We start from the raw sequence: 22,919 nt of genomic DNA on the forward strand, positions 1-22,919 counted from the left end.
GCGCCACCCGCCACCAGTAAAAACGCCCCAGAGGGGATCTTCCCTCCAGGGCGTTTCGTGTCTCTGACGGCAGCGCTGACGGCAACGTCCCCGTCACTCGACGGCCAGCAGGCTCCCCAGCCGATCCAGAGCGGCCCGTTTCTCCGTCATGTCGGCGTGCGCGTGGATGTTCATGATGGTTGGAAGGCGTGCGCCTGGATCAGGAGGTGTGGGTGTCGGAAAGCCACGTTCTCCAGACATGTCGGGTGTTCGGCACCTCGGGATGATCCAGGAGCCAGAGAACGTAGCCCGCGTGGAGCTGTGCCCACGGGTTCTCCGAGCGATAAGCCCTGTGGAGCCTGCCGCGCAGTTCGCCTCCGTCTACCGCCCGGGCCACACGCACGTACTCACGGTCCTTGCACCGATAGGGCCGCTGGACAGCGAGGTCGACCAGATCGACCAGCTTCGTTCTCACCTGGCCGTCGTGGTTGGCGATGGCCAGCTGCCGTATCAAGGATTGCTTCGTACCCCACGCCTTCGCGTGCTGGGTCCACTCCTGTGGGTACCGGGCCTCCCATTCCAGGAACAACATGGCGAAGGGCAGCCCCGCCCACGTGTTGATCTCCCCAGAGGCCGGCGCACTCCACAGGGCTTCGGGCATACAGCGACTTGCCGCCTCGCTGTATGCCTTCTGGGCAGCTGCCCGGTCCCGCGCCGTGACCCGCAACCTAGGGCTCGGGAGCCAAGTCTCGTTGACCCGGAGACGAGCACACTCAGCCTCTTCTCTTGCACGGACCAGTCGGGCAAGGGCAGAGGCACGTTCGGCGGAGTCCGGTGCTATCAAGCCGTAAGCCCACGCCAAACGCTCTGTCCACCCCTTATCGTCGTCGACGCCCGAGCCTGCTGTGTCCGTCACGCGACAGATCATCGCCCGCTCGGCGCGCCGGCGCGATCCCTATACGTATGGCAGCGGATTCGAGGTCATCGGTACAGCAACGAAGTACAGCCACCGCCGGCGCCCGGCACAGGCTCCCGTGGCCCGCGTCCGGCCGTCGGAAAGAAGGGCTCTCCCCTCCAGGGCGTTTCGTGTCTCCGACGGCGGTGTTCTCGGCGGCAGGAGGATTCCTCGGCAAATCCAGAGCGGTCCACTGCAGGTGATGGGGTCTGAGGCCGTCGCCGGCCGAGCGGTAGGCTCACCGCCCGTATGGGCAGGGCTGAGACAGCAAGGGGGCGGAACCGTGCAGCTCACGGTGCATTGGTCGGATCTGTGGGTGCCCGCTTCGATGATCGTCCTGAGCGTCGTCCTCAGTTCGGTGACTCGTCGGAGGCGGCACAAGCGGCAGACAGCAGTCGTGCGGGGCTCACGGACTCACTGGGAATGGCTGCCGTTCATGTTCGGCGTGGCCACGGCGCTCGGGGAGCTGTCGGTCCTTCTCGAGCTGTCCGATTCCTGGACGACGATCATCGACATGCTTGCCCGTGCGTTCGCCCTCACCACTGTGTTCATGGTCTTCCGTGCGGTCTTCATCCTGTTCAGGCGGGGCACCCGACGGGTGTTCCGGCGGCGAGGAGCGGACGCCGGCACGCCTGCGGGGCTGGAGTAGGAGGGGCGGTCCCGTGGGGTTCGACGCGGAACGGGCAGCGCGTATCGCTGTCATGCAGGAGACCGCCCGGCCCTTCTGGGAGGCGACCGGCGACACCGACGCACTCCAGCAGTTCCTCAAGGACCACGGGTGCGACGGAGTGGAAGCCGTGGTCGTGACCATGCGCCTGCTGAACACCGACCTCGCCGAAGCTCAGCGGGCCTTCTTTCGCCGCCCCATGCCGTGACGCCGAACGCCGCTTCCATGACCACGCCTTGGGCCTGCTCGAAGAGGCCGCCGGCACCGACGACTGACAACGCCAACAAGCTTCCTCCGCCGTGCTCAGGCCTCTTCGTCCTCGATTCAGGACCTGTGACAGCCGGCCGGCGGCTCGTCTCACATGTCCGTCCCGCCGCTCACCTCCACGTACTGCCCCGTCATCCAGCGCGAGTCCTCCGACGCCAGGAAAGCCACCACGTCGGCCACGTCGGCTGGCGCGCCGATGCGAGCGAATGCCGAGCGCGCCGCCAGAGCGGCTCGGGCCTCCGGGGTCGTACGACGACGGGCGTTCATGTCCGTTTCGATGAAGCCGGGGCCGATCGCGTTGACCGTGATGCCGCGCGGGGCGAGTTCCTTCGCCAGGCCCAGGGTCATCGTGTCCAGCGCGCCCTTGGACATCGCGTACGCCAGCGATTCCGGGAAGGCACGGCGGGAGGCCAGCGATGAGATGTTGATGACGCGGCCTCCCTCCCGCAGCCGCGGCAGCGCCTGCTGCACCAGGAAGAACGGCGCCTTCGCGTTCACCGCCATCATGCGGTCGAAGATGTCGGACGTCGCCTTCTCCAGCGGGCCCGAACCGCTCGTTCCCGCGTTGTTCACCAGGATGTCCAGTACGGCCGGCCCAGGGCTTGCGAGTTCCTCTTGCAGGCCGGCGTCGAATGCCGAGAACACCGCCTCCGCGTCTCCCGGTACCCCGAGCAGCGCCCCCACCGTGAATGCGCTGCCGCCCGCCTCCCGGATCTCCGCCACAACCTTCCCCGCCGCGTCCTCGCTGTGTCCGTAGTGCACCGCGACCAGCGCCCCGTCGCGGGCCAGGCGTCGGGCGATCGCCGCGCCGATGCCCCGGCCCGCGCCCGTCACCAGCGCCACCTTTCCCGTCAGGGGGCGTTCGGCTGTCACCGAGACTCCACCCCCTGCCGGGTCCAGAAGTCCTCGTCCACCACCTCGTCCACGAACCAGTGGTCCACCGCCAGCATCTCCAGGTGGTGCAGGAGACGCGGCTGGTCCCGGAGTCTCGCCCTCGCCTCCTCCACCGTGAGTGGAGCGCCCGGCAGGGGGTGGGGCACCAGCCTCGACGCTCTCTGCAGCAGCTCCGAAGTCCGGGCGGGGCGCGCCCCGTTCACATGGTGGGCGCCTGTCCAGGTCTCGTCCGAGAGACCCACCGTCACCACCGCCCTCGCCAGTGCCGTCACCTCCACGTACGAGTGGCGGGCTTCGCAGTCCTTCAGGCCCGCCGACAGTGCTGTGAGCAGGGCCGCCAGGCCCGGTTCCACCCAGCGGTCGCCTGGGCCGAGCACTAGGTGGGGGCGCAGAACGATGCCGCCCGCGTCCAGGACATGCCGTTCGGCGGCTGCTCGGGCGCGGCTGGTCGGGGATGCCGGGGCGAGCGGCAGGTCGGACGGGAGGGCCCTGGTGAAAGGGCCCCGGCCGTACACGGCGGCCGTGCTCACGTACACGATCCGGCCGACCCCGGCACGCAGCGCCTCCTCGACCAGGGCGTGCGTGCCGTGGTCGTTGACGGCCGTCGTGAGGCGTTCGTCGGAGCCCACATGGGACGCGCAGTGCAGGACCACGTCCACGCCGTCGCAGACACCGCGCAGGGTCGACGGGTCGGTCAGGTCCGCCCGGACGGTCTCGACCTCCTGGCCTACGTGCCCCGTCTCGCGGAGGAGGAGGCGTAGCTGGACAGGCTCGTCCCTCAACTCCCGTAGCTCCGCCGTGACATGGCCGCCCACGAAACCGCTGCCTCCGGTGACGAGTACGCGTCGTGACAAGGTGACCCTCCCTGGCGATCACCGTACAACCACCGGCGCCGTCACCCCCGTTCCGTAGAGTCCCCTCATCGGAACCGACGGAGGAGTGATCCCGTGCGTCTGCGCTGTGCCCTGCTCGACGACTTCCAGGACGTGGCCACCGGCATCGTCGACTGGTCGCCGCTCGCCGACGACGTCGAACTCGTGCCGTTCACGACGCACTTCCCGGACGAGGACACACTCGCGGCGGCGCTGGCCGACTTCGACATCGTGGTCACCCTGCGCGAACGTGTCCCATTCCCCGCCTCCCTCCTCGCGCGCCTCCCCCGGCTGAAGCTGCTGGTCGCGTCCGGCATGCGCAACTCGGTCATCGACTACGCCGCCGCCGAGGCGCACGGCGTCACGGTGTGCGGTACGGCCAGTTCCTCGACCCCGCCGGTCGAGCTGACGTGGGCTCTGCTGCTGGGGCTGGCGCGCGGGATCGTCGAGGAGAGCCAGGCGCTGCGGACCGGCGGTCCGTGGCAGAGCACGGTCGGCGCCGATCTGCACGGGCGCCGCCTCGGCCTGCTGGGGCTCGGCAGGATCGGCAGCCGGGTGGCCCAGGTCGGGCTGGCCTTCGGGATGCGGGTCACCGCGTGGAGCCAGAACCTCACCAAGGAGTACGCCGACGAGGTGGGCGTCCATCTGGCCGCTTCCAAGGAGGAGTTGCTGGCCGACAGCGACTTCGTCTCCGTGCATCTCGCGCTCAGCAACCGCACCCGGGGGCTGCTCGGCGCGCCCGAGCTCGCCCTGCTGAAGCCGACGGCGTATCTGATCAACACCTCGCGTGCGGCGATCGTCGACCGGGACGCCCTGCTCGCCGCGCTGCACGAGGGCCGTATCGCGGGCGCCGGTGTGGACGTCTTCGACGTCGAGCCGCTGCCCGCCGACCACCCGATGCGCACGGCTCCCCGGCTGCTCGCCACACCCCACCTGGGGTATGTCTCGCAGGCCAACTACAGGACGTACTACGGACAGGCCGCCGAGAACATCCAGGCCTATCTGGCCGGTTCGCCGGTGCGGCGGCTGCCCTGAGGGGCAGGGCGCCGGTAGACGCCCTCGCTCCGGTGCAGATGGTGCAGGTCCACCAGATAGCGGCGCAGGCTCACATGGTCGATCCGGTCGCTGTCCTCGCACCAGGCGCGCAGCTTCGCGTCGACCGTGCGCTCGGGGTACTCCACCCCCGGCTCGAACGTCTGCTCGGCGATGTACTGGAGGACGAGCTTCTTGCGGGCCCATCGAGCGGGCAGGCGTACGAGCCGGCCGTCCCGTACGAAGGTGCGCAGCACCATGTCCGTCCGGCCAGTTCCGCCTGGGTCCGGGTCCCTCCGCTCCGAGCCCCGCGCGCGTGCGCGGAACGTCTCGTAGGCCACCCGGAGGTTCCCGTCCTCGCCGCTGGTCAGCGCGCCCTGCTCCCGTAGGCGGCGCAGGGCCTGGGCCGTCTCCCTCGGGGACAGGCCGGCGGTGTGGCCGACCTCCTCGGGGTTTCCGGCGCCCAGCACCACGGCGGCGAAGGCGCGGGCCCGGCTCTCCTCGGCGAACAGCCGGATCAGTTCGTCTGGGGTACCGGGTGCGGGTTCCGTAGGCATGCGGGGAGGCTAGTGCGGACCGGCTCGCCCCGCCGAGCGATTTTCGGAGCCGCTAGGGCCGCTACGCGTAGCGGTAGATCTTCGAGACGTCCTCCAGGTCGTCCGGCGTCACGTCCCACGGCGGCAGCTTCTGGTGCCGGGCGACGATCCGCCGGTACTGGTCGCTGTCCTTGCCGGGCGGTCGCGCGGGCAGGTAGCGATGCTTGCGGTGGCGCTGCTGCCAGCGCTGCCACTGCAGGTCGATGAAGGCGTGGACCAGCCAGAAGACGGGGTCGTTGACGGACGCGCCGCCGACCATGTGGCCGCCGACCCAGCGGTGCACGCGGTTGTGGTTGCGCCATGAGTCCCGGCCGCGGCCCCAGCCCTCCAGCTTGTTGCGGAAGCCGCGCGGGGAGGTGGAGTTCCAGGGGGCGACGTCGTACACCGGGTCGTCCAGTGCCTGCTGGAGGTCGCTCTTGGTGGGCAGGTCGATGGGGCCGCGGGAGCGGCCCAGGTCGCGGGTGAGGAACACGCCGTCCGAGACGCCCGCCCGGATCGTCCAGTCGCCGCCGCGGTAGGCGAACGGGCCGGTCATCACCTGCCGGTCGCCGGGCCGGCCGTTGCCGCCCAGCAGGTCGTCGGTCCAGGGCACGCCGGTGGCCCGGCGGTCGCGCGTCCAGTCCCAGTACGGCACGGTCACCGAGGAGTCGACGCGGCGCAGCGCCTTCTCCAGGTCGAGCAGGAAGCGGCGGTGCCAGGGGAGGAAGGACGGCGCCATGTGCGCGGCGCGCAGGCCACGGTCGCCGTCGCCCACGAAGTGCGCGATGTGCAGCCGTACGAACTCGTCGTACACACCGCGCCGCTTAACCTCCAGGAGCGCCTCGACGAAGCGCCGGCGCTCGGTGCGGGTCAGCCGGCTGACGTCCTTACGCACGTACGCCATGCTGCGCCTCCCTGTGCGGGTGCCCGCCGTGGAGGGGGCCGGGGGCGAGGTCGCGGAGCTGTCCGCGCGGGCCCAGTTCGTCGACGGCCGCGCGGGTCGCCTCCAGCGGGGTCCGGTACCAGCCGTAGTGGTCGACCATGCTCAGCCAGGAGCCGTCGGCGCGGCGCATCAGATGCAGGGGGCGGCCGTCGACGGTGACCCGCCATTCGACGGCGGAGGCGGCGGGGCCGCCGAGGGTGACCGGGGCGCCGCGGATACGGCGGCCCAGATAGGTCTCGTCGAAGGGGGTGCCGGTGCCCTCTTCCGGGGTGGGGTGCGGGCGGGAGGCGGTGATGAGGGGGGCCAGCGTCACGACGGCGGAGGTGAGCAGCCAGCGGGCGGCCTCTCTGCGGGTGCGTGGCACCGGTTCACCGGTCGCGGAGGTGTCCGTCCGCCGCGCCTTCGTCGGCTCCTGGCCCGCGCTGAACTCCATGGCTCACCCCTCGTACTGTTCGGCTGTTCGTACGAGTAACAGTCCGGGTCGTCGCGTGGTCACCTCCGGCGCCCGAGGCGGGCCGTGTCGCCCCGGGTGCAGCAATGGTCAGCTTGTCCAGAAATCCCACCAGCGGGTGAGGACGAGCATGCCGACGACCCCGATGTGCAGGACCGGCAGGACCCAGGTGAAGTCGTCCAGGAACGACCGCACGGCCGCGGGCGCGGGCAGCAGGCCGGCGCGGACGACGAAGGACGTGACGTACCAGAACAGGGTGATGGTGGCGATCCACGCCAGGCAGCACCACAGGCACAGCGCGTTGATCCGGTACAGGGACTCGAACTGCAGCCAGGAGACGAACCCGATCCCGAAGAGGCAACCCGCCTCGAACGCCAGCCAGTACCAGCGCGGGAAGGCTGCGCCCGCGAGCAGGCTGACACCGACGCAGACGACGATGCCGTAGGTCACCAGGCCGAGCATCGGGTTGGGGAAGCCGAAGACCTCGGCCTGGTCGCTCTCCATCACGCTGCCGCAGGACAGCACCGGGTTGAGGCTGCAGCCGGGCACGAAGTCCGGGTCCTCGAGCAGCTTGAACTTGTCGAGGGTGATGACCCAGGAGGCGAGCAGCCCGGCCGCTCCGCACAGGACGAGCAGCAGGGCGAACGGGCGGCTGCCGCGCGCCCTCGAGTCGGTGGCCATCGCGCGACCCTATCGACGGCCCGGCGCCGGTCCGGCCCGTGCTCACCCGACCGGCCGACCCGGTGCGGGCCGGCCGCCCGATCGAGCGATGCCCGGCGGGGTCAGCGGTGGACGCGCACGTAGTCGACGCCGAAGGTGATGGGTGCCGGGCCGCGGGGCGCCGGGTGGTGCTCCCCCGCGCACAGCGACAGGTTGAGGATCAGATACGCCGACCAGTCGCGGCCGACGCCCGTGTCGTCGGCGTAGACGCGTTCGCCGTTGACGAACCACTCGACGCACCGCTCGCCGTAGGTCGTGCCGACGGTGACCCAGGTGTCCGGGGCGATGGCGCCGCCGTCGGTGTGGTAACTCGTGGCGCCGAGCACGTGGTTGGACAGCTCCAGCAGATGCGGGTTGTCGGGGTGGTACTCGAAGGAGTCCACCTCGTTGGCGCCGTCCTTCCAGGTCCACAGGGCCGGCCAGGCCCCCGTGGCGGAGGGCAGCAGGACGCGGGTCTCGATGTGGTCGCCGGTGCGGACCTGGAAGCCCTCGGCGGAGTACTCGGTGGTGAGCAGGCCGGTGCGCCAGGCGGGCAGGCCGTTCTCCAGGGTGCGGCCGCAAGGTGCGGCGGCGAAGGTCGCCACCGAGTCGCAGACGGTGACGCAGTGCGGGTCGAGCCAGTCGAGCTTGTTGTCGTCGGGGTTGTGGTCGCAGTAGCGGTAGGCGCTCGTTCGGTCGCCGACCCATCGACGGCCCCAGTCGATCGGGGCGTCGAACTCCTCCGCCCAGACGAGGGTCCGGGCGGGGTTCCGGGGTGCCGTGAACTTGACACCCTCGGTGATCATGGTGGCGAGCGCGCTGAAATTCAGCTTTCCGATCATGCAGGTGGTGTACCAGAACTAGGGGCACCATACGATGAATTGATTCGCGGACCAGATGCCAATCCCTCCGAATGCCTCTGCGTATTGCATTCTTCACCCCGACCGATTTCACGCGTATGGAGCAACGGGCCGCATTTTTGCCGCATGAGGGCTGCTATGTTCTCCAACCGTTGGATCAGAGGTACTTTCATGCGAGGTGAATCATGAAGAAGGCAGTTTTCACCACTGCGGCGTTGGCTATCGGTGCGGGTCTTGTGGGCGGTTCGGCCGTCGCGGCTTCGGCCGCCGGCGGGGGTCCCGGCTCGACCGCCGGGCCGCTCGGGCTGATGTCCCCCACCAAGGTCTCCCCGGCGGTCCTGCCGGCCACCGATGTCGTGACGCGGCTGGCCAAGGAGGGCAAGGTCGCCAACGGCACCGCGTTCGACCAGAAGTCCGGCTCGGTGTCCGGCATCTACCTGGACGGCATGGACCCGAACGCCGCCAAGCGGCCCACGATCCCGGTGAAGAACCCGGCGGGCAGCGGCTCCGTCGAGGTCCACCCGCTGAAGGCGCCCACCTCCGCCGGACTCGGCAGCCTGCTGCCCAAGAAGTGACGGCCCGGCCTTCTCACCCGTCGGCAGACCCGGCGAAAGCCGGCTCCGGAATTCTGCGACTCTGATCCGGTTCCCGGCGGCCGAAGTACGGCGGGCAGGCCCGGACACCGGATCCGGAAGCAGAATTCCGGCTCCGTGGACGTCGGGCCCGCCGGCCGACCGGCACCCCGTGAACCAACTCTCCGGCCCACCGGCCCTCCCCTTGCCGGTGGGCCGGACGCATGTGCCCCGGCGGCCGTCGACGAAGGGCTTTTCGGGCTCCGGCGGTAATAGCGCAGACGGCCCCGGAATGAGCCTAAAGGGGACTGCGCGCACCGGCGCGCTCATTGCGCCATCCGAAGGAATCTCTGCGCGTTTGATTGTTCTCGCCGTGACTTATGCGTGCATATACGGGTTTCCTTTTCGTAAGCGTGCGCAACCGTGAATTCAGGAAGGAACCGAGTTGCCCAGGAAGTTCGCGGTCATCACGGCCCTCGCCCTCAGCACCGTCGTCGGCAGCGCCGGCATCGCCTCCGCCGGCGGCTCCTACGGCGGCGACGGGTCCAAGAGCAGCTCCAGCACCACCGTCAAGGGCGGGAGCGGCTTCTCCTCGTCGCCGGTCGTCGTGAACGCGCCGCAGCAGGGCGTTCTGATCGCCAACGGCACCCTCGTCGACCTTCGCTGCGCAGTGCCGTGGTCCAACGGTGCTGCCGTCATCGCGGCCGCCGTGGCGCCCAACTCGCACTACGTCGGCTGCAACACCGGCAAGGTCGAGCAGGGCCGTAAGGCCGTCCACGGCGGCGGCCTGCTCTTCTGACTCCTGCTCCGACCGCGTCGCAGCAGGTAAAAACCACAACGCAGCCAGGAAGGCTCAGCACATGCGCAACAAGGTTACGGCCATCTCCGCGGTCGCCGCGGGCATCGTCCTCGCGACCGCCGGCTCGGCCGCGGCCGACAACGACACCACCACCGTCAAGGGTGGCAGCGGCTTCTCCTCCGCCCCGGTCGTCGTGAACGAGCCGCAGCAGGGCGTCATCGTCCTCAACGGCACCGCCGTCGACGGCCGTTGCCTCCTGCCGTGGTCGAACGGTGCCGTCCTCGGCGCCGCCATCGCCCCGAACTCGAAGTACGTCGGCTGCAACACCGGCAAGGTCGAGCAGGGCCGCGGCTCGTACCACAAGGGCGGACTCCTTTTCTGACTCCTGCTCCGAGCATTTCGCAGCAGGTAAACCCACACGCAGCCCGGAAAGGCTCAGTACATGCGTAACAAGGTTACGGCCATTTCGGCCATCGCCGCGGGCATCGTTCTCGCGACCGGCGGCTCCGCCGCGGCGGACAACGACTCCACCACCGTCAAGGGCGGTAGCGGTTTCTCCTCCGCCCCGGTCGTCGTGAACGACGCGCAGCAGGGTCTCGCCGTCGTCAACGGCACCCTGATCGACGCGCGTTGCCTCGCTCCGTGGTCCAACGGTGCCGTTCTCGGCGCCACCATCGCCCCGAACTCGAAGTACGTCGGCTGCAACACCGGCAAGGTCGAGCAGGGCCGCGAATCGGTGCACGTCGGCGGCCTGCTGTTCTGAGCGGTCCGTTCTGAGCACAGCTTCTTCCGAGGGCGGTCCCCGGTTCTCCGGTGGGCCGCCCTCGGCATGTCCGGGGGACGTCGTGCCACATGCCGAAGGGCCGGCTCCGTGGGTACGGAGCCGGCCCTTCGCGACGCGCCGGACGACGCGCCGAGGTCACCTGTTGAGCGGGAGCCCGCCGAGCAGCTTGCCGTCGACCGGGTTCGGCAGCGTGCCGCCGAAGACCGGCGTCTTCACGACGCCGGAGTCCTTGACGTTGGACTTCACCTTCTCCGCCGTGCGCTGCACGTTCTGCGTGGCGGAGGGAAGGCTCCGGGTGACCGCCGAGCCGTTGTCGACCAGGCCGCTCCCGGGCATGTTCACGGCGGAGGCGGGAACAGCGGCGCCGGCGATCGCGAGCGATCCGGCGACCACTGCAGCAGCCTTCAGGTTCTTCATCATGTGCCTTTCCAGGTGAATCCGTTCGTGGTTCTCCTGGCCTAACGACACGGGAACTCGGCGGAAACCCCGAGGTCGTCAAGTTCCCGGAACTCATACGAAAAGACCCGTCGGGCCGGCGGGGGCCGGGCCGACGGGCCGTGAGATCGGCGGCTGCTTCGCCTCAGGCACCGGTCCCGGTCTCGGCGGGCGGCAGGCCGGGCAGTCGCGCGGCGGGCAGGCCGCGGTCGAGCAGGGTGGCGACGGAGACGTCCACGAGCTTCTTCACCACGTTGTCGGCCGCCGGGTCCACCTGCTCGCCCTTGTCCGCCAGCAGGGCGGCCAGGAGGCCGTCCACGGCCTTGCCGAGCGCGTCGAGGGCGCCCGGCGTGAGGCCGGTGGTGTCGGTCGTGTCAGCGGCGTCGGCGGCGTCGGTGAGCGCCTCCTCGCGGTCCGCCGCGGCCTCCCTGCGGGCCTCTTCGGCCTCCGCGCGGGCGGCCGCCACCTCCTGCGCGGCCTCGGCGAGGGCCTCCTCGCGGGCCTGGGCGACGGCCTCCCGGGCCGCGGCGGCGAGCTTCTTCGCCTCCGCCGCGGTGAGCGGGTCGTCGTCCGCGGCGAGGACCGAGTCCAGCAGCCGGGTCACGGGGGTCAGGACGGTGCCGAGGCCGGCCAGCGCGTCGGTCTGGTCGCGCAGCGCCGCCCGACTGTCGGCGGCCGTACGGGAGGCGGGGCGGGTGTCGTCGGGGCCGGCGGCGAGGGCCGGCGCCACCGTACCCAGGAGGAGTGCCGCGCACAGGGCCGAGGTGGCGATGTGGCGGGTGGTCGGAGCAGGCAAGGGATTTCCCTCCGGCGAGTTTTCGGGGTCGTTCGCCCACCGTCTCCGCCGGGGACCCGGCTGTCGAATTCGGCGGCCCCGAACAGGGCACGGGACCTGCTGATCGGGTGGACACCGGAAACCACTCCGTACTACGGCTCCAAACGGGTGGTCCGCGCGGGAAACAACTCGGGAAACGGGTCTGCTCCACCATCGCCGACCCTATCGGCGATAAATATGGATAAGTGGCTGGCGCTGTTCATCTCATGTGCCCGGAAAGCCGTTTGGACCACGGAGTCCGGTGAACAGCTGCGGAATCTTACAGCGGGACGCGCCACACATCGTCGTGTTACTGGTTCGGACTCTTTTCTGCGGAAGGGCAGCCTCGGTCATGCGCGTGGTGCCGCACATCCTGCATGTCGCCCAGCCCGTCGAGGGCGGGGTCGCGCGGGTCGTGACGGACCTGGTGGCGGCTCAGCTCGGCTCCGGACTGCGGGTGACGGTGGCCGCGCCGCCCGGCGGCACCCTGACGGACTCTCTGACCTCGCTGGGCTGTGCCGTACGGCGGTGGGACGCGACGCGGGCCCCGGGGCGCCGGCTGCCCGGTGAGGTGCGGCGGCTGGCGCGGCTGGTGCGCGAGGTGCGGCCCGATCTGGTGCACGCGCACAGCGCGAAGGCGGGGCTCGCGGTCCGGCTGGCGGTGCGGGGCGCCCTGCCGACCGTGTTCCAGCCGCACGCCTGGTCGTTCGAGGCCACCGGTCCCGTGGTGAACCGGGCGGCGCTGGGCTGGGAGCGGTTCGGGGCGCGGTGGGCGGCGCGGGTGGTGTGCGTGAGCGAGGGCGAACGGCGCACCGGTGAGCGCCGTGGTGTCCGGGCCGTGTGGCGGGTGGTCCCCAACGGGGTGGACACCGCCAGGCTCCGGCCGGAGGGCGGGCGTGCGGACGTGGAGGGCGCGCCGCTGGTGGTGTGCGTGGGCCGGCTGTGCCGTCAGAAGGGGCAGGACGTGCTCCTCGGAGCGTGGCCGGAAGTGGCGCGAAAGGTGCCCGGTGCCCGGCTGGTGCTGGTCGGTGACGGGCCGGACGGGGAGCGGCTGCGGCGCGGCGCGCCCGCGTCGGTGCGGTTCGCGGGGGCCGTGGCGGATGCCGCGCCCTGGTACCGGGCCGCCGATGTCGTGGTGCTGCCGTCGCGCTGGGAGGGCATGGCGCTGGCGCCGCTGGAGGCCATGGCGTGCGGCCGGCCGGTCGTGGTGACGGACGTGGACGGGGCCCGCGAGAGCCTGCCGCCCGAGGCCCGCGCGGCCTGTCTGGTGCCGCCGGACGACCCGGGTGCGCTGGCCCGGGCACTCACTGCGCTGCTGCTCGATGCGCCGCTGCGCTCGGAGCTCGGCGCGCGGGCCCGGGCGCACACGCTCGCCGCCCACGATCTGCGGCGCGCCACGGACGCCGTGACCGACGTGTACCGCGAACTGCTCGGTGGTCCCACCGCGCCGGTCGTCGGACCTTACGAGGGCAGGAAGTGCATCACCACATGACCGCGGAAAGCTTCGTCGCCTCGCCCGCGGGGCAGCACCGGGCGCCCGAGGGCGCCCTCTCCGTTCCGGCCCCCGGCGGGCTCCCCGGCGGGCACGGTCCGGCCGCCGGGCGCGGGCCGCGCCGCCGGCGGCCGGACGCGCGGCTGCCGCTGTGGCTCGCCGACGGCGGCGCGGTGCTCGTGGGGGCGCTGGCGCTGCCCGTCGCGCACCGGCATCCGCTGGTCCTCGCCGTACTGGCGCTCGGGGTGTTCGCGCTGAACCGGCGGGCCTCGCTGTACGACGTCTCCCTCACGCCGGGGGCGCTGGACGACGTGCCGGCGGTCTGCGGCCGGATCGCCGTCGGCTGGGCGGTGGCGGCGGCGCTGTCGCCGCTGCGGTCGCTGCCGCCGTCGGTGCTGCTCACCGTGGTCGCCGCGCACTGTGCGGCGGCGTGCGCGGGCCGGGCGGTGGTGCTGGGGCTGCGGCGCCGGGCACTGCGGCGGCGGCCCTGTCCGGCGCTGGTCGTCGGCCCGGTGGTGACGGCCCGGCAGGTGGCCGCCGCGCTGCTGCGCCGCCCGGAGTGCGGGGTGCGGCCGGTCGGGCTGGTCGCCGACGGCCCGGACGCGCTCGAGGACCTGGCCGACGAGACGGGGCTGCCGGTGTTCACGACGGCGCTGGAGGCACGCCGGGCCGTGGGCCACGACGGGGTCGGGGCGGTGCTGGTCGTGGGGGCCGCCACCCGGGTGGAGCGGGCCTCGGTGCTGCGGGGGCTGGCCGCGTCCGGCTGCGCGCTGTGGGAACTGGACGCAGAGCGGGGGCCGTACACCGTGGGTGGCCGGGCCGGGCATCTGGCCGGGTTCCCGCGCCGGCCGCTGCGGCGGGAGGACGGGCGGAAGCCCGGCGCGGGCCTGAAGCGGCTGCTGGACGTGGTGCTGTCCGGTGCGCTGCTGGTGCTGACCGGCCCTGTGCTGCTGGGGTGCGCGCTGGCGCTGCGGGTCATGGACGGCCCCGGCGTCGTCTTCCGGCAGGAGCGGATCGGGCGGGACGGGCGGCCGTTCACCATGCTGAAGCTGCGCACGCACCGGCCCGCCAGCGAGCACGAGTCGGCGACCCGCTGGAGCGTGGCCAACCAGCAGGACATGAGCCGGTTCTGCCACTTCCTGCGCCGTACCTCGCTGGACGAGCTGCTCCAGCTGTGGAACGTCTTCCGCGGCGACATGAGCCTGGTCGGGCCGCGGCCCGAACGGCCGTACTTCGTGGCGCAGTTCAGCCAGGCGCACCCCGGCTATCCGGAGCGGCACCGGATGCGCACCGGGATCACCGGGCTGGCGCAGATCAACGGGCTGCGCGGCGACACCTCGATCGAGGACCGGGCCCGCTACGACAACGCCTACATCGACGACTGGTCGCTGTGGCAGGACGTCTGCGTCCTGCTGCGCACGGTGGCCCAGTTCGTCCGGCCGACGGGGAGCTGAGGCACCGATGACCACGTCCCCCGCGGTCCTGACCCGGACCACGCCCACCCGGCCGGTGCCGCCCCGGCTGCGCCCGGTTCTGCCCCTGCTGCCCGTGCTGCCGGTGGTGGCGATCGTCGTGCTGCTCGGTCTGCCGGTCCGGGCGGGCGGCTCCGTCACGCCCGCGGACGCGGCGTCGGCGCTGGCCGTGCTGTGCGCGCTCGGGCAGGCGGTGCTGCGCGGGCGGCGGCTGCCCCGGACGGCCGTGCTGGTGCTCGGGCTGCCCGTGGTGGGGATCGCGCTGGCCGCGGCCGGCGCGGCGACCCCGGGGGACGCGCTGACCGGACTGGCCCGGCACCTCCAGGTGTTCGTGCTGATCCCGGTCGCGGTGACGCTGCTGGTGCGGGACCGCCGCGGGGCGCGGCTGGTGCTGTGGTCGCTGGTCGGCCTGGCGCTGTGGCAGGGCGGGATCGGCGTCAAGCAGTACCTGACCGGGACGGGGGCGTCGTACCAGGGGGCGTTCGTCCGGGCGGTGGGGACGTTCGGGCCGTCGGACGTGATGGGGATGGCGAACGTCGTGGCGCTCGGCATCGTGGCGGCGACCGGTCTCGCGCTCGGCACCCGGTCGGCGCGGCAGCGGCTGGTGGCGGTCGGGTGCGCGGCGGTGCTGCTGGTGCCGCTCGCGGTGTCGTTCAGCCGGGGCGCCTGGATCGCGACGGCGGTGACGTGCGGGGCGGTGCTGCTGCTGGCGGGGGTGCGGCGGGCGGCCGGGGTGTTCGCCGCCGTGGTCGCGGCCGGCGTGGTGCTGGTGGGCGGGTTCGGGGTGGGCGCGGCGCAGCTGGAGGAGCGGCTGACCAGCATCACGCAGGTCGCGGATGCCCCGGACCAGTCGGTCGTCGACCGGTACACGATGTGGGCGGCCGCGGCGGACATGTGGAGCGCGGACCCGCTGACCGGTGTGGGTCTGAAGGGCTTCCCCGCGCACCGCGACGGGCACGCCTCGCTGGCGCTGTCGTCGGGCAGCGACACCGAGGGCGCGGGGCAGGCGTTCGTACGGCAGCCGCTGCTGTCGCCGCACAACATGTATCTGCTGCTGCTGAGCGAGCAGGGGCTGCTGGGCGTGGTCACGGTGGCGGGCGGCTGGCTGGCGCTGCTGGTGTGCGCGCTGCGCCGGCTGCGGCGCGGCGCCGGGCCCGTCCGGGACTGCGCGCTCGCGGCCTGCGGGCTGCTGATGTGGCAGCTCGTCAACTTCCTGTACGCCGACATCGGCGGGCCCTCGACCGTGCTGACGGCGGTCTGCCTGGGGCTGGCCGCGTGGTGGGCGCTGTCCGGGGACGCGGCCAGGGAAGCGGGGGCCCGGTGAGGTCGGGCGCGACGGAGCACATGGACGCGGCGGCCGGGAGCGGCCCGCGTCCCGCTGTTCCCGCCCCGGCTTCGGCGCCCCGCTCCCCCGGCGCCGTCTCGGGCCGTTTCCTCGCGCGGGCGACGCTGCTGTCGGCCGCGCTGTCGATGGCCGCCGCGGTGCTCGGCCTGGGCCGGGACCAGGCTCTCGCCCACTTGTTCGGCGCGGGCGCGGAGACCGACGCGTTCCTGGTGGCCTGGACGGTGCCGGAGATGGCGTCGACGCTGCTGATCGAGGACGGCATGGCGTTCGTGCTGGTGCCGGCGTTCAGCCTGGCGCTGGCGCAGCGGGGGCGCGGGACGCCGGGGCCCGACCCGGTGCGCGCGCTGGTGGCCGCCTCGCTGCCGCGGCTGTGTCTGGCGCTGGCCGTGGCGGCCGCGCTACTCGTGCTCGGGGCGCCGCTGCTGGTCGCGTTCCTCGCGCCGGGGCTGTCCGACCCGTCCCTGGCGGTGGCCTGCACCCGGCTGACCGCGACCTGTGTGCTGAGCTTCGGGCTGGCCGGGTACTGCAGCGCGGCGCTGCGCGCGCACCGCAGCTATCTGGCGCCGGGCGCCATCTACATCGCGTACAACGCGGTCATCATCGCGACGATGGTCGTGCTCGCCGCGCGCTGGGGGGTGCGGGCTGCGGCGCTCGGGGTCGCGCTCGGCGGCTGCGCCATGGCGCTCGCGCAGGCGCCCTCGCTGTGGCGGCGCCTGGCGCGCCGGCCCGGGGGCGGGAGCGGTGTCCCGCGGGCGGCGGGTGCCGACCGGCACGGCGGACACGGCGTCACGCGGGCGGCGGGTGCGGACCGGGACGGCGGGCACGGCGTCGCGCGGGCGGCGGGTGCCGACCGGGACGGCGGGCACGGCGTCGCGCGGGCGGCGGGTGCCGACCGGGACGGCGGGCACGGCGTCGCGCGGGCGGCGGGTGCCGACCGGGACGGCGGGCACGGCGTCCCGCGGGCGGCGGGTGCCGACCGGGACGGCGGGCACGGCGTCCCGCGGGCGGCGGGTGCCGACCGGGACGGCGGGCACGGCGTCCCGCGGGCGGCGGGTGCCGACCGGGACGGCGGGCGGGCGTTCACAGTGGGGCTGGTCTGCGCGGTGCTGCTGTTCGCGGTGGGCCGGCAGTCGCAGGTCCTCATCGAGCGGTACTTCGCGTCCGGACTGCCGGCCGGGGCCATCTCGCACCTCAACTACGCGCAGAAGGTCGCCCAGTTGCCGATGTCGCTGGCGATGATGGTGTGCGTCGTGACCTTCCCGGTGGTGGCGCGGGCGATCGCCGAGGGCGACGTCCGGCGGGCCCGGGACCGCGTCGAGCGCGACCTGACGCTGATGGCCTGCCTGGTGCTGCTCGGCACGAGCGTGGTGGTGGCCTGCGCGCCGGGGATCGTGCACCTGCTGTTCCAGCGGGGCGCGTTCACCGCCGGGGACACCGCCGCCACCGCCGCCGTGATGCGGGTGTACGCGCTCGGGCTGCTCGGGCACACCCTGGTGGGCGCGCTCGTGCGGTCGTACTTCTCGACGGGCCGTGCCAGCTGGTACCCGCCGGCCGTCATGGGCATCGGCGTGGTCGCCACCATCGGGCTGAGCGCCTGGGCCGTGGGGCCCTGGGGGGCGCGCGGCATCGCCGGCGCCAACGCGGCCGGCATCTCCCTGACCGCGCTGCTCCTGCTGCTCGGCCTCGGCCCGCAGTCCGTGCCCGTGCGGATCCCCCGGGTCGCCGGCGCGCTGGCCCGCCCGGTGGCCGCCGCCGTGGGTGCCACCACGGCCGGGCTGGCCGGCGCCGGGCTGGCCGACGGGCCCGCGGCGTCCACCGCCGCCGGCTGTGCCTGCGCGAGCGTCGTGTTCCTGGCGCTGGCGTGGCTCCTGAACGCGACGGGCGTCCGGTCCCTGCCGTTTCCCGTTCCGCATTCCGTCCGCAGCCCCCTCACACGAAAGCTCCGCCATGGTCGCTGACATCTCCGCCGCGCCCCGCGTGGCCGAACCCGTGCCCCAGCCCGCCGTGGAGGGCCGCCGCAGGCGGGACTCCGCCGCCTGGGTGGCCATGTACCACTCGGTCTCCACCTGCCCCGACGACCCGTACGACGTGACCGTGACCCCGGCCCGGCTGGAGCGGCAGCTCGGCTGGCTGGCCGGGCGCGGACTGCGCGGGGTGAGCGTGCGCGAGCTGCTCGAGGCCCGGGACCGGGGCACGGAACGCGGCCTGGTCGGGCTGACGTTCGACGACGGCTACACCGACTTCGTCACCGAGGCACTGCCCGTGCTGCGCCGGCACGGCTTCACGGCGACGGTGTTCGTGCTGCCCGGGCTGCTCGGCGGCGCGAACGTGTGGGAGCGGACCGGCCCCCGCAAGCCGCTGCTGGACGAGGACGGGGTGCGGCGGGCCGCGGCGGCCGGGATGGAGGTCGCCTCGCACGGGATGACGCACCTCGATCTGACCCAGGCCCCGGACGACGTGCTCCGGAAGGAGGTGGCCGGGAGCCGGCACGTCCTCGCCGACCTGCTCGGCGAGGACGTCGCCGGGTTCTGCTACCCGTACGGCCACCACGACGAGCGGGCCGTCGACGCCGTACGCATGGCCGGGTACCGCTACGCCTGCGCGATCGCGCCCTCCCCGCTCGGCCGCGGCGATCTGGTGCTCCCCCGTATCCACATGGGGCAGGCGGACGGCTCGCTCCGGCTGGAGCTGAAACGGCGGCTGGCCCGCGTCTACGGCCGGGCGCTGGAGGCGGCGTGAGGGTCCTGCACGTCATCACCGGCCTCGGCGTCGGTGGCGCGGAACAGCAGCTGCGGCTGCTGCTGCGGCACCTCCCGGCGCGCTGCGACGTGGTGACCCTGACCAACCCGGGCCCGGTGGCCGCCGGTCTGGCCGCCGACGGGGTGCGGGTCGCCCATCTGGGGATGGGCGGCAACCGGGACCTGGAGGCCCTGCCGCGGCTGACCCGGCTGATCCGGGGCGGCGGCTACGACCTGGTGCACACGCATCTGTACCGGGCCTGCCTGTACGGGCGGCTCGCCGCGCGGCTCGCCGGGGTGCGGGCCGTCGTGGCCACCGAGCACTCGATCGGCGCGACCCGTCTCGAGGGGCGCCCGCACAGCGCAGGGGTGCGGGCGCTGTATCTGGCGGGCGAGCGGCTCGGGCAGGTCACGGTCGCCGTCTCCCCGACGGTGGCCCACCGGCTGCGGCGCTGGGGGGTGCCGGGGCAGCGCATCCGGGTCATCCCGAACGGCATCGACGCGCCCCGGTTCCGCTACGACGAGGTGCGCCGCAAGGAGGCGCGGGCCTACTACGGGCTGCCCGAGGACGCCTACGTCGTCGGCGGTGTGGGGCGTCTGGCGCCCGGCAAGCGGTTCGGTCTGCTCGTGGCCGCGCTGGCCCAGCTCCCGGACGACGTACGGCTGTTGCTGGTCGGCGGCGGGCCCGAGGAGGCGGCGCTGCGCCGGGCCGCCCGCGAACTGGGCGTGGAGGACCGGCTGGTGCTCACCGGTGAGCGGCCCTGTCTGCCCGATCCGCACGACGGTGCTCCCGATCTGCCCGGTCTGCTCTGCGCGATGGACGTGCTCGCCTCGCCGTCGCCGGAGGAGTCCTTCGGGCTGGCGGTGCTGGAGGCCCTGGCGGCGGGGCTGCCCGTGCTGTACGCGAGCTGCCCGGCCGTCGAGGACCTGCCGGCGCGGGCGGTGCCCGGTGCTCGGCGGGTCACCGGCGGGGCCGGGGCGTACGCGCGGGAACTGCTGCGGCTGCGGGCGGCCGGGCCGGGCGAGCGGTGCGCCCCGGACGTCGTGCGGCACTACGACATCGCGCGCACCGCGCGGCAGCTGATGGACCTGTACACGGCCGCTTCGGCCGGTTCGAACCTGGAAGCGAGTTCCTCATGACAGACAACCCCGCCGAGCGCGCTCCGCTGTGGGACCGGGCCCGGACCCGGCTCGGACGGCTGCCCGTGTGGGCGCTGGTGCCCGCCGCCGCGCTGACCGGTGCCCTGGCCGGCGGCGCGTACGGGCTGGTGAAGCCCCCGCAGTACACGGCGACCAGTTCCGTCGTCGCCGTGCCGAACGGCACGACCGAGGCCGACTGCACCGACGCGCTCGGGTTCGCCCAGGCGTACGGCCGGGTCGCCACGCAGCTCGCGGTGCTCGGGGACGCCCAGATGTGGGCGGGCGTCCCGGTGTCGACGCTGCGCGACAGCGTGGAGGTGGCCACCTCGCCGGACGCGCCGATGGTCGCGGTCTCGGCGACGGCGGCCAGCCCCGGGCAGGCCGTCGACATCGCGAACGCGGTGACCCGCGCGCTCGTCAACGAGGCCGGCTACGCCAAGGAGCGCACCGGTATCCGCCTGGAGAACCTCTCCCGGGCGCTGCGGCCGAGCGAGCCGTCGTCGGCGTCGCCGGGGCTGACCGCGCTGGTGGGCGCGAGCGCCGGCGGGCTGCTCGGCGGTCTCGCGCTGCTGGCCCGCCCGCGCCGGCGGCCCGGTGGGCCGGGCGAGGACGACGACCTGGGACGGGCCTCCGTGCCCGGGCCCGCCGGTGCCGCCGACGCCCAGGAGACCCGCGGATGACCGCGTCCGCCCGAAAGCTCACGGTGGAGGTGTGCACCGACGAGCACACCTTCGCGGGGCTGGCCGAGCCATGGGGGCGCCTGCACCGGGCGTGCCCGTCGGCGACGGCGTTCCAGAGCCACGCCTGGCTGCACTCCTGGTGGCTGTCGTACGGCACACCGGGCCGGCTCCGCCTGGTCCTTGTACGCCAAGGGGATGACCTGGTGGCGGCGGCGCCGCTGATGCGGGTGCACGGCCCGCTGCCCGCGCTGGTGCCGCTCGGCGGTGCCATCACCGACTTCTGCGATGTGCTGGTGGACGAGTCGGCGGGGGTGCCGGCCGCGGCGGCGCTCGCGGACGCCCTGGCCGACCTCGCCCGTACCGCGCTGGTCGACTTCCGCGAGGTGCGGCCGGGTGGCGCGATGGAGCGGGTGTTCCTGTGCTGGCGCGGTCCGCGGCGGCGGCTGCGGGACTCGCTCTGCCTGGAACTGCCCGCGCTGCCCCTGGAGGACCTGGTCGGACGGCTGCCGACGGGCCGGGCCCGGCGGATCCGCAGCAAGGTCAACCAGCTGTCCCGGCTGGGCGTGCAGTGGCGGGTCGTGCCGCACGAGGAGACGGAGGCCGCGCTGCGCCGGCTCCTGGAGCTGCACCGGCTGCAGTGGCAGGGCCGGCAGGTGTCGCCCGAGCATCTGCGGCCGCGGTTCATGGAGCACCTGGTGCGCGCGGCGGTCCCGCTGGCCCGCTCCGGGGAGGCGGCGACCACGGAGTTCGTGCTGGACGGCTCGGTGGTGGCGGTCAACATCTCGCTGCTGTCGGGCGCGCTGGCCGGCATGTACCTGTACGGCTTCGACCCGGAGCTGCGGCAGCGCCGGGTGGACGTGGCGACGATGCTGCTGCACGGCGCGACCGGGCACCTCGGCTCGGGCGGGCTGCGCACGCTGAGCCTGCTGCGGGGCGCGGAGCCGTACAAGTACCGCTGGCTGCCGACGACCGTCGTCAACCAGCGGTACCTGCTGGCCCGGAACCGCACCGCGCCGCTGCTGGGGGCCGCGCTCGCGGAGGCGGCGGCGCGGCGGCGGGCCAAGGAGATGCTGCGCAGGGAGGCCGAACCGGCGGCTCAGCGGTAGCGCTCCGCCCACTGCAGACACGCGGAGAGCCGGCCGCCGATCTGCTGCTCCAGCCACTTCTCCAGGTCCAGCAGGGTGCAGTGCGGGGCCTGGGCGGTGGTGGGTGCCGGGGCCGGTGTCGCCGCGGCGGCCGGCTCCGGCGCGGGGGACGGGGTCGCCTCCGGCAGCGAGGGGACCGGCCGGGGGCGGGAGTACAGCGGGGCGGACAGCAGGAGCCGGTACAGGGCGGAGGCGCGGGGGTTGTCGGAGCACAGCCACACACCGTGCGGGCAGTAGTCGGTGATGGTGTTGTAGAGCGGCTTGTGCTGGTCCATCCAGGCCAGCATCCGCAGCATGTACGTGATGTTGTCGCCGTTGCGGAACAGGCCCCACTCCGGGTACGAGATCGGCTTGCCGTGCCGGCGGGCGAAGTCCACGTGGTACTGCAGGCCGTACGGCTCGGAGACCTGCTCGTCGAAGCTCAGGCCGCGCGGCTGGTCGTAGGCGTCCATGCCGATGATGTCGACGACGTCGTCGCCGGGGTAGCACTCGGGCCAGGGGACGGCGTCCACGCCCCGGCTGGGGGCGAAGTCGAAGCGGAAGCGCTGCCCGTCGACCGCGCGCATCACCCGGACGATCCGGCGCCAGTACTGCTTCCAGCTCTCCGGGTCGGGGCCGCAGCGGTGGGTGTAGGTGATGCCGTTCATCTCCCAGCCGAGCACGATCACCGTGTCCGGGATGCCGAGGTCGACCAGGCGTTCGGCGAGCGCCTCGAAGTGCTCGTCGAAGGCGCCGGACGCGGCGCGGCGCAGCAGGGTGCGGACGGTGGCGTCGGGGAGGCCGCGCTCGTTGCGTTCCATCATCGGCACGTTGAGCACGAGCATCCGGTCGGACTTGGCGCGCCGCCAGGCCGCCCAGCTGTCGAGGAAGCCGTGCCCGCCCTCGATGTTGGTCCACAGGTCGCCCGGCAGATAGGTGTGCCCCACGCGGGGTTCCTGGCCGCCGAGCCAGCGGCTGAGCTGCTTCATCCGCTGCACTCCGGCGGGCCCGTAGTGCAGGTAGGCGCCGAACGCGGGCGCGTGCGCGGGCACTCCGGCCGGGGCGTGCGCGCCCTCGGACGACTGCGGCGCGGCGGGCGGAGGCGTGGGCTGGGCCACGGGCACCGGGCGGGCCGGGTCGGGGTGGGAGGCGGAGTCCGCCGCGAGGGCCGGGCCCGGCGCCAGGGCCGCCGCGGCGATCACGGCGGCGGTGATCAGCGCCGGTCCTCTTCGGGCGGACCGTCGGCGGTCACGGGCCATGCGTCCTCCTCGGCGGGGCACTTCCCCTGTAGGTGACAGGAGGTCATATCCGCCGGGGCGGCACCATCGGA

At 73.2% G+C, this 22,919-nt stretch carries 26 protein-coding genes; 15 read left to right on the forward strand and 11 right to left on the reverse strand.

Annotated elements, in window-relative coordinates; translation table 11 throughout:
* Positions 1-199: 199 nt before the first annotated feature.
* The gene (locus tag KBY32_RS21975) at positions 200-895 is read right to left on the reverse strand and encodes a hypothetical protein (RefSeq protein WP_210981300.1); all 696 of its coding nucleotides are present in this window, start codon (positions 893-895) and stop codon (positions 200-202) included.
* Positions 896-1,217: 322 nt separating this feature from the next.
* Here KBY32_RS21975 and KBY32_RS21980 point away from each other — a divergent pair, with 322 nt between their 5' ends.
* On the forward strand, positions 1,218-1,583 hold the full coding sequence (locus KBY32_RS21980; RefSeq protein ID WP_210981301.1) for a hypothetical protein: 366 nt from the start codon (positions 1,218-1,220) through the stop codon (positions 1,581-1,583).
* A gap of 13 nt (positions 1,584-1,596) precedes the next feature.
* On the forward strand, positions 1,597-1,809 hold the full coding sequence (locus KBY32_RS21985; RefSeq protein WP_210981302.1) for a hypothetical protein: 213 nt from the start codon (positions 1,597-1,599) through the stop codon (positions 1,807-1,809).
* Positions 1,810-1,958: 149 nt separating this feature from the next.
* Here KBY32_RS21985 and KBY32_RS21990 read toward each other — a convergent pair whose 3' ends face one another.
* Together KBY32_RS21990 and KBY32_RS21995 are read right to left on the reverse strand one after the other, a co-directional pair.
* A complete protein-coding gene (locus KBY32_RS21990) occupies positions 1,959-2,741 on the reverse strand; it encodes an SDR family NAD(P)-dependent oxidoreductase (protein WP_210981303.1) in 783 nt (260 codons plus the stop codon).
* Positions 2,738-3,616 carry an NAD(P)-dependent oxidoreductase gene (locus tag KBY32_RS21995; protein WP_210981304.1) on the reverse strand — a complete coding sequence of 293 codons (879 nt, stop codon included), beginning with the start codon at positions 3,614-3,616 and terminating at the stop codon, positions 2,738-2,740. Before KBY32_RS21995 ends, KBY32_RS21990 begins: the two co-directional genes overlap by 4 nt.
* 93 nt (positions 3,617-3,709) lie before the next feature.
* Here KBY32_RS21995 and KBY32_RS22000 point away from each other — a divergent pair, with 93 nt between their 5' ends.
* Positions 3,710-4,669 carry a D-2-hydroxyacid dehydrogenase family protein gene (locus KBY32_RS22000; protein ID WP_210981305.1) on the forward strand — a complete coding sequence of 320 codons (960 nt, stop codon included), beginning with the start codon at positions 3,710-3,712 and terminating at the stop codon, positions 4,667-4,669.
* Here KBY32_RS22000 and KBY32_RS22005 read toward each other — a convergent pair.
* The 5 genes from KBY32_RS22005 to KBY32_RS22025 all read right to left on the reverse strand — a co-directional run bounded on the left by KBY32_RS22005 (position 4,633) and on the right by KBY32_RS22025 (position 8,176).
* Positions 4,633-5,223 carry a DUF2087 domain-containing protein gene (locus KBY32_RS22005; protein WP_210981306.1) on the reverse strand — a complete coding sequence of 197 codons (591 nt, stop codon included), beginning with the start codon at positions 5,221-5,223 and terminating at the stop codon, positions 4,633-4,635. The genes KBY32_RS22000 and KBY32_RS22005 overlap by 37 nt on opposite strands.
* A 61-nt stretch (positions 5,224-5,284) precedes the next feature.
* The gene (locus KBY32_RS22010) at positions 5,285-6,145 is read right to left on the reverse strand and encodes a tyrosinase family protein (RefSeq protein WP_210981307.1); all 861 of its coding nucleotides are present in this window, start codon (positions 6,143-6,145) and stop codon (positions 5,285-5,287) included.
* Entirely contained in the window at positions 6,129-6,617 is a 489-nt protein-coding gene (locus tag KBY32_RS22015; protein ID WP_210981308.1) for a tyrosinase family oxidase copper chaperone, read from the reverse strand. Before KBY32_RS22015 ends, KBY32_RS22010 begins: the two co-directional genes overlap by 17 nt.
* 108 nt (positions 6,618-6,725) lie before the next feature.
* Positions 6,726-7,316 (reverse strand): vitamin K epoxide reductase family protein, encoded by a 591-nt coding sequence (locus KBY32_RS22020; protein ID WP_055623932.1) that lies wholly within the window; start codon positions 7,314-7,316, stop codon positions 6,726-6,728.
* A gap of 101 nt (positions 7,317-7,417) precedes the next feature.
* Positions 7,418-8,176 carry a beta-glucanase gene (locus KBY32_RS22025; protein ID WP_247689824.1) on the reverse strand — a complete coding sequence of 253 codons (759 nt, stop codon included), beginning with the start codon at positions 8,174-8,176 and terminating at the stop codon, positions 7,418-7,420.
* 203 nt (positions 8,177-8,379) lie between these two features.
* Here KBY32_RS22025 and KBY32_RS22030 point away from each other — a divergent pair, with 203 nt between their 5' ends.
* The 4 genes from KBY32_RS22030 (at position 8,380) to KBY32_RS22045 (ending at position 10,328) form a co-directional block, all read left to right on the forward strand.
* Entirely contained in the window at positions 8,380-8,769 is a 390-nt protein-coding gene (locus KBY32_RS22030) for a hypothetical protein (protein ID WP_234350919.1), read from the forward strand.
* A gap of 442 nt (positions 8,770-9,211) precedes the next feature.
* Positions 9,212-9,565, forward strand: a complete 354-nt coding sequence (locus KBY32_RS22035) for a hypothetical protein (protein WP_055623934.1) — start codon at positions 9,212-9,214, stop codon at positions 9,563-9,565.
* A 61-nt stretch (positions 9,566-9,626) separates the two neighbouring features.
* A complete protein-coding gene (locus tag KBY32_RS22040) occupies positions 9,627-9,947 on the forward strand; it encodes a hypothetical protein (RefSeq protein ID WP_055623935.1) in 321 nt (106 codons plus the stop codon).
* Between the two features lie 60 nt (positions 9,948-10,007).
* Positions 10,008-10,328 (forward strand): hypothetical protein, encoded by a 321-nt coding sequence (locus KBY32_RS22045; RefSeq protein ID WP_055623936.1) that lies wholly within the window; start codon positions 10,008-10,010, stop codon positions 10,326-10,328.
* A 156-nt stretch (positions 10,329-10,484) separates the two neighbouring features.
* Here the strand turns inward: KBY32_RS22045 and KBY32_RS22050 are convergent, their stop codons facing one another.
* Positions 10,485-10,766: a hypothetical protein gene (locus KBY32_RS22050; RefSeq protein ID WP_055623955.1), complete on the reverse strand. Its 282-nt coding sequence runs from the start codon at positions 10,764-10,766 to the stop codon at positions 10,485-10,487.
* A 163-nt stretch (positions 10,767-10,929) separates the two neighbouring features.
* Complete coding sequence (locus tag KBY32_RS22055; protein WP_210981309.1) at positions 10,930-11,580, reverse strand: hypothetical protein; 651 nt, start codon at positions 11,578-11,580, stop codon at positions 10,930-10,932.
* A 370-nt stretch (positions 11,581-11,950) separates the two neighbouring features.
* Between KBY32_RS22055 and KBY32_RS22060 the strand changes: the two genes are divergently transcribed.
* Genes KBY32_RS22060 through KBY32_RS22095 form a run of 8 tightly spaced genes read left to right on the forward strand, consistent with a single transcriptional unit; the run spans position 11,951 to position 21,571 of the window.
* Positions 11,951-13,090, forward strand: a complete 1,140-nt coding sequence (locus KBY32_RS22060) for a glycosyltransferase (protein ID WP_210981310.1) — start codon at positions 11,951-11,953, stop codon at positions 13,088-13,090.
* Positions 13,087-14,544, forward strand: coding sequence for an exopolysaccharide biosynthesis polyprenyl glycosylphosphotransferase (locus KBY32_RS22065; protein ID WP_210981311.1), 1,458 nt, complete (start codon positions 13,087-13,089; stop codon positions 14,542-14,544). Before KBY32_RS22060 ends, KBY32_RS22065 begins: the two co-directional genes overlap by 4 nt.
* 7 nt (positions 14,545-14,551) lie before the next feature.
* Positions 14,552-15,886: an O-antigen ligase gene (locus KBY32_RS22070; RefSeq protein ID WP_210981312.1), complete on the forward strand. Its 1,335-nt coding sequence runs from the start codon at positions 14,552-14,554 to the stop codon at positions 15,884-15,886.
* 20 nt (positions 15,887-15,906) lie between these two features.
* Positions 15,907-17,865 (forward strand): murein biosynthesis integral membrane protein MurJ, encoded by a 1,959-nt coding sequence (gene murJ / locus KBY32_RS22075; RefSeq protein ID WP_374224982.1) that lies wholly within the window; start codon positions 15,907-15,909, stop codon positions 17,863-17,865.
* A complete protein-coding gene (locus KBY32_RS22080; RefSeq protein WP_210981313.1) occupies positions 17,855-18,646 on the forward strand; it encodes a polysaccharide deacetylase family protein in 792 nt (263 codons plus the stop codon). The genes murJ and KBY32_RS22080 overlap by 11 nt, the downstream gene beginning before the upstream one ends.
* Entirely contained in the window at positions 18,643-19,785 is a 1,143-nt protein-coding gene (locus tag KBY32_RS22085) for a glycosyltransferase (protein WP_210981314.1), read from the forward strand. Before KBY32_RS22080 ends, KBY32_RS22085 begins: the two co-directional genes overlap by 4 nt.
* A complete protein-coding gene (locus KBY32_RS22090) occupies positions 19,782-20,465 on the forward strand; it encodes a lipopolysaccharide biosynthesis protein (protein WP_115508576.1) in 684 nt (227 codons plus the stop codon). Before KBY32_RS22085 ends, KBY32_RS22090 begins: the two co-directional genes overlap by 4 nt.
* Positions 20,462-21,571 (forward strand): GNAT family N-acetyltransferase, encoded by a 1,110-nt coding sequence (locus KBY32_RS22095; RefSeq protein WP_210981315.1) that lies wholly within the window; start codon positions 20,462-20,464, stop codon positions 21,569-21,571. Before KBY32_RS22090 ends, KBY32_RS22095 begins: the two co-directional genes overlap by 4 nt.
* On the opposite strand, the gene KBY32_RS22100 is transcribed toward KBY32_RS22095, so the two are convergent.
* Positions 21,562-22,848 (reverse strand): glycoside hydrolase family 26 protein, encoded by a 1,287-nt coding sequence (locus KBY32_RS22100; RefSeq protein ID WP_210981316.1) that lies wholly within the window; start codon positions 22,846-22,848, stop codon positions 21,562-21,564. The genes KBY32_RS22095 and KBY32_RS22100 overlap by 10 nt on opposite strands.
* Positions 22,849-22,919: the final 71 nt, after the last annotated feature.

Origin of the sequence: Streptomyces sp. RK62, assembly GCF_018070255.1 — a bacterium.
Classification (GTDB): Bacteria; Actinomycetota; Actinomycetes; order Streptomycetales; family Streptomycetaceae; genus Streptomyces; species Streptomyces nigra.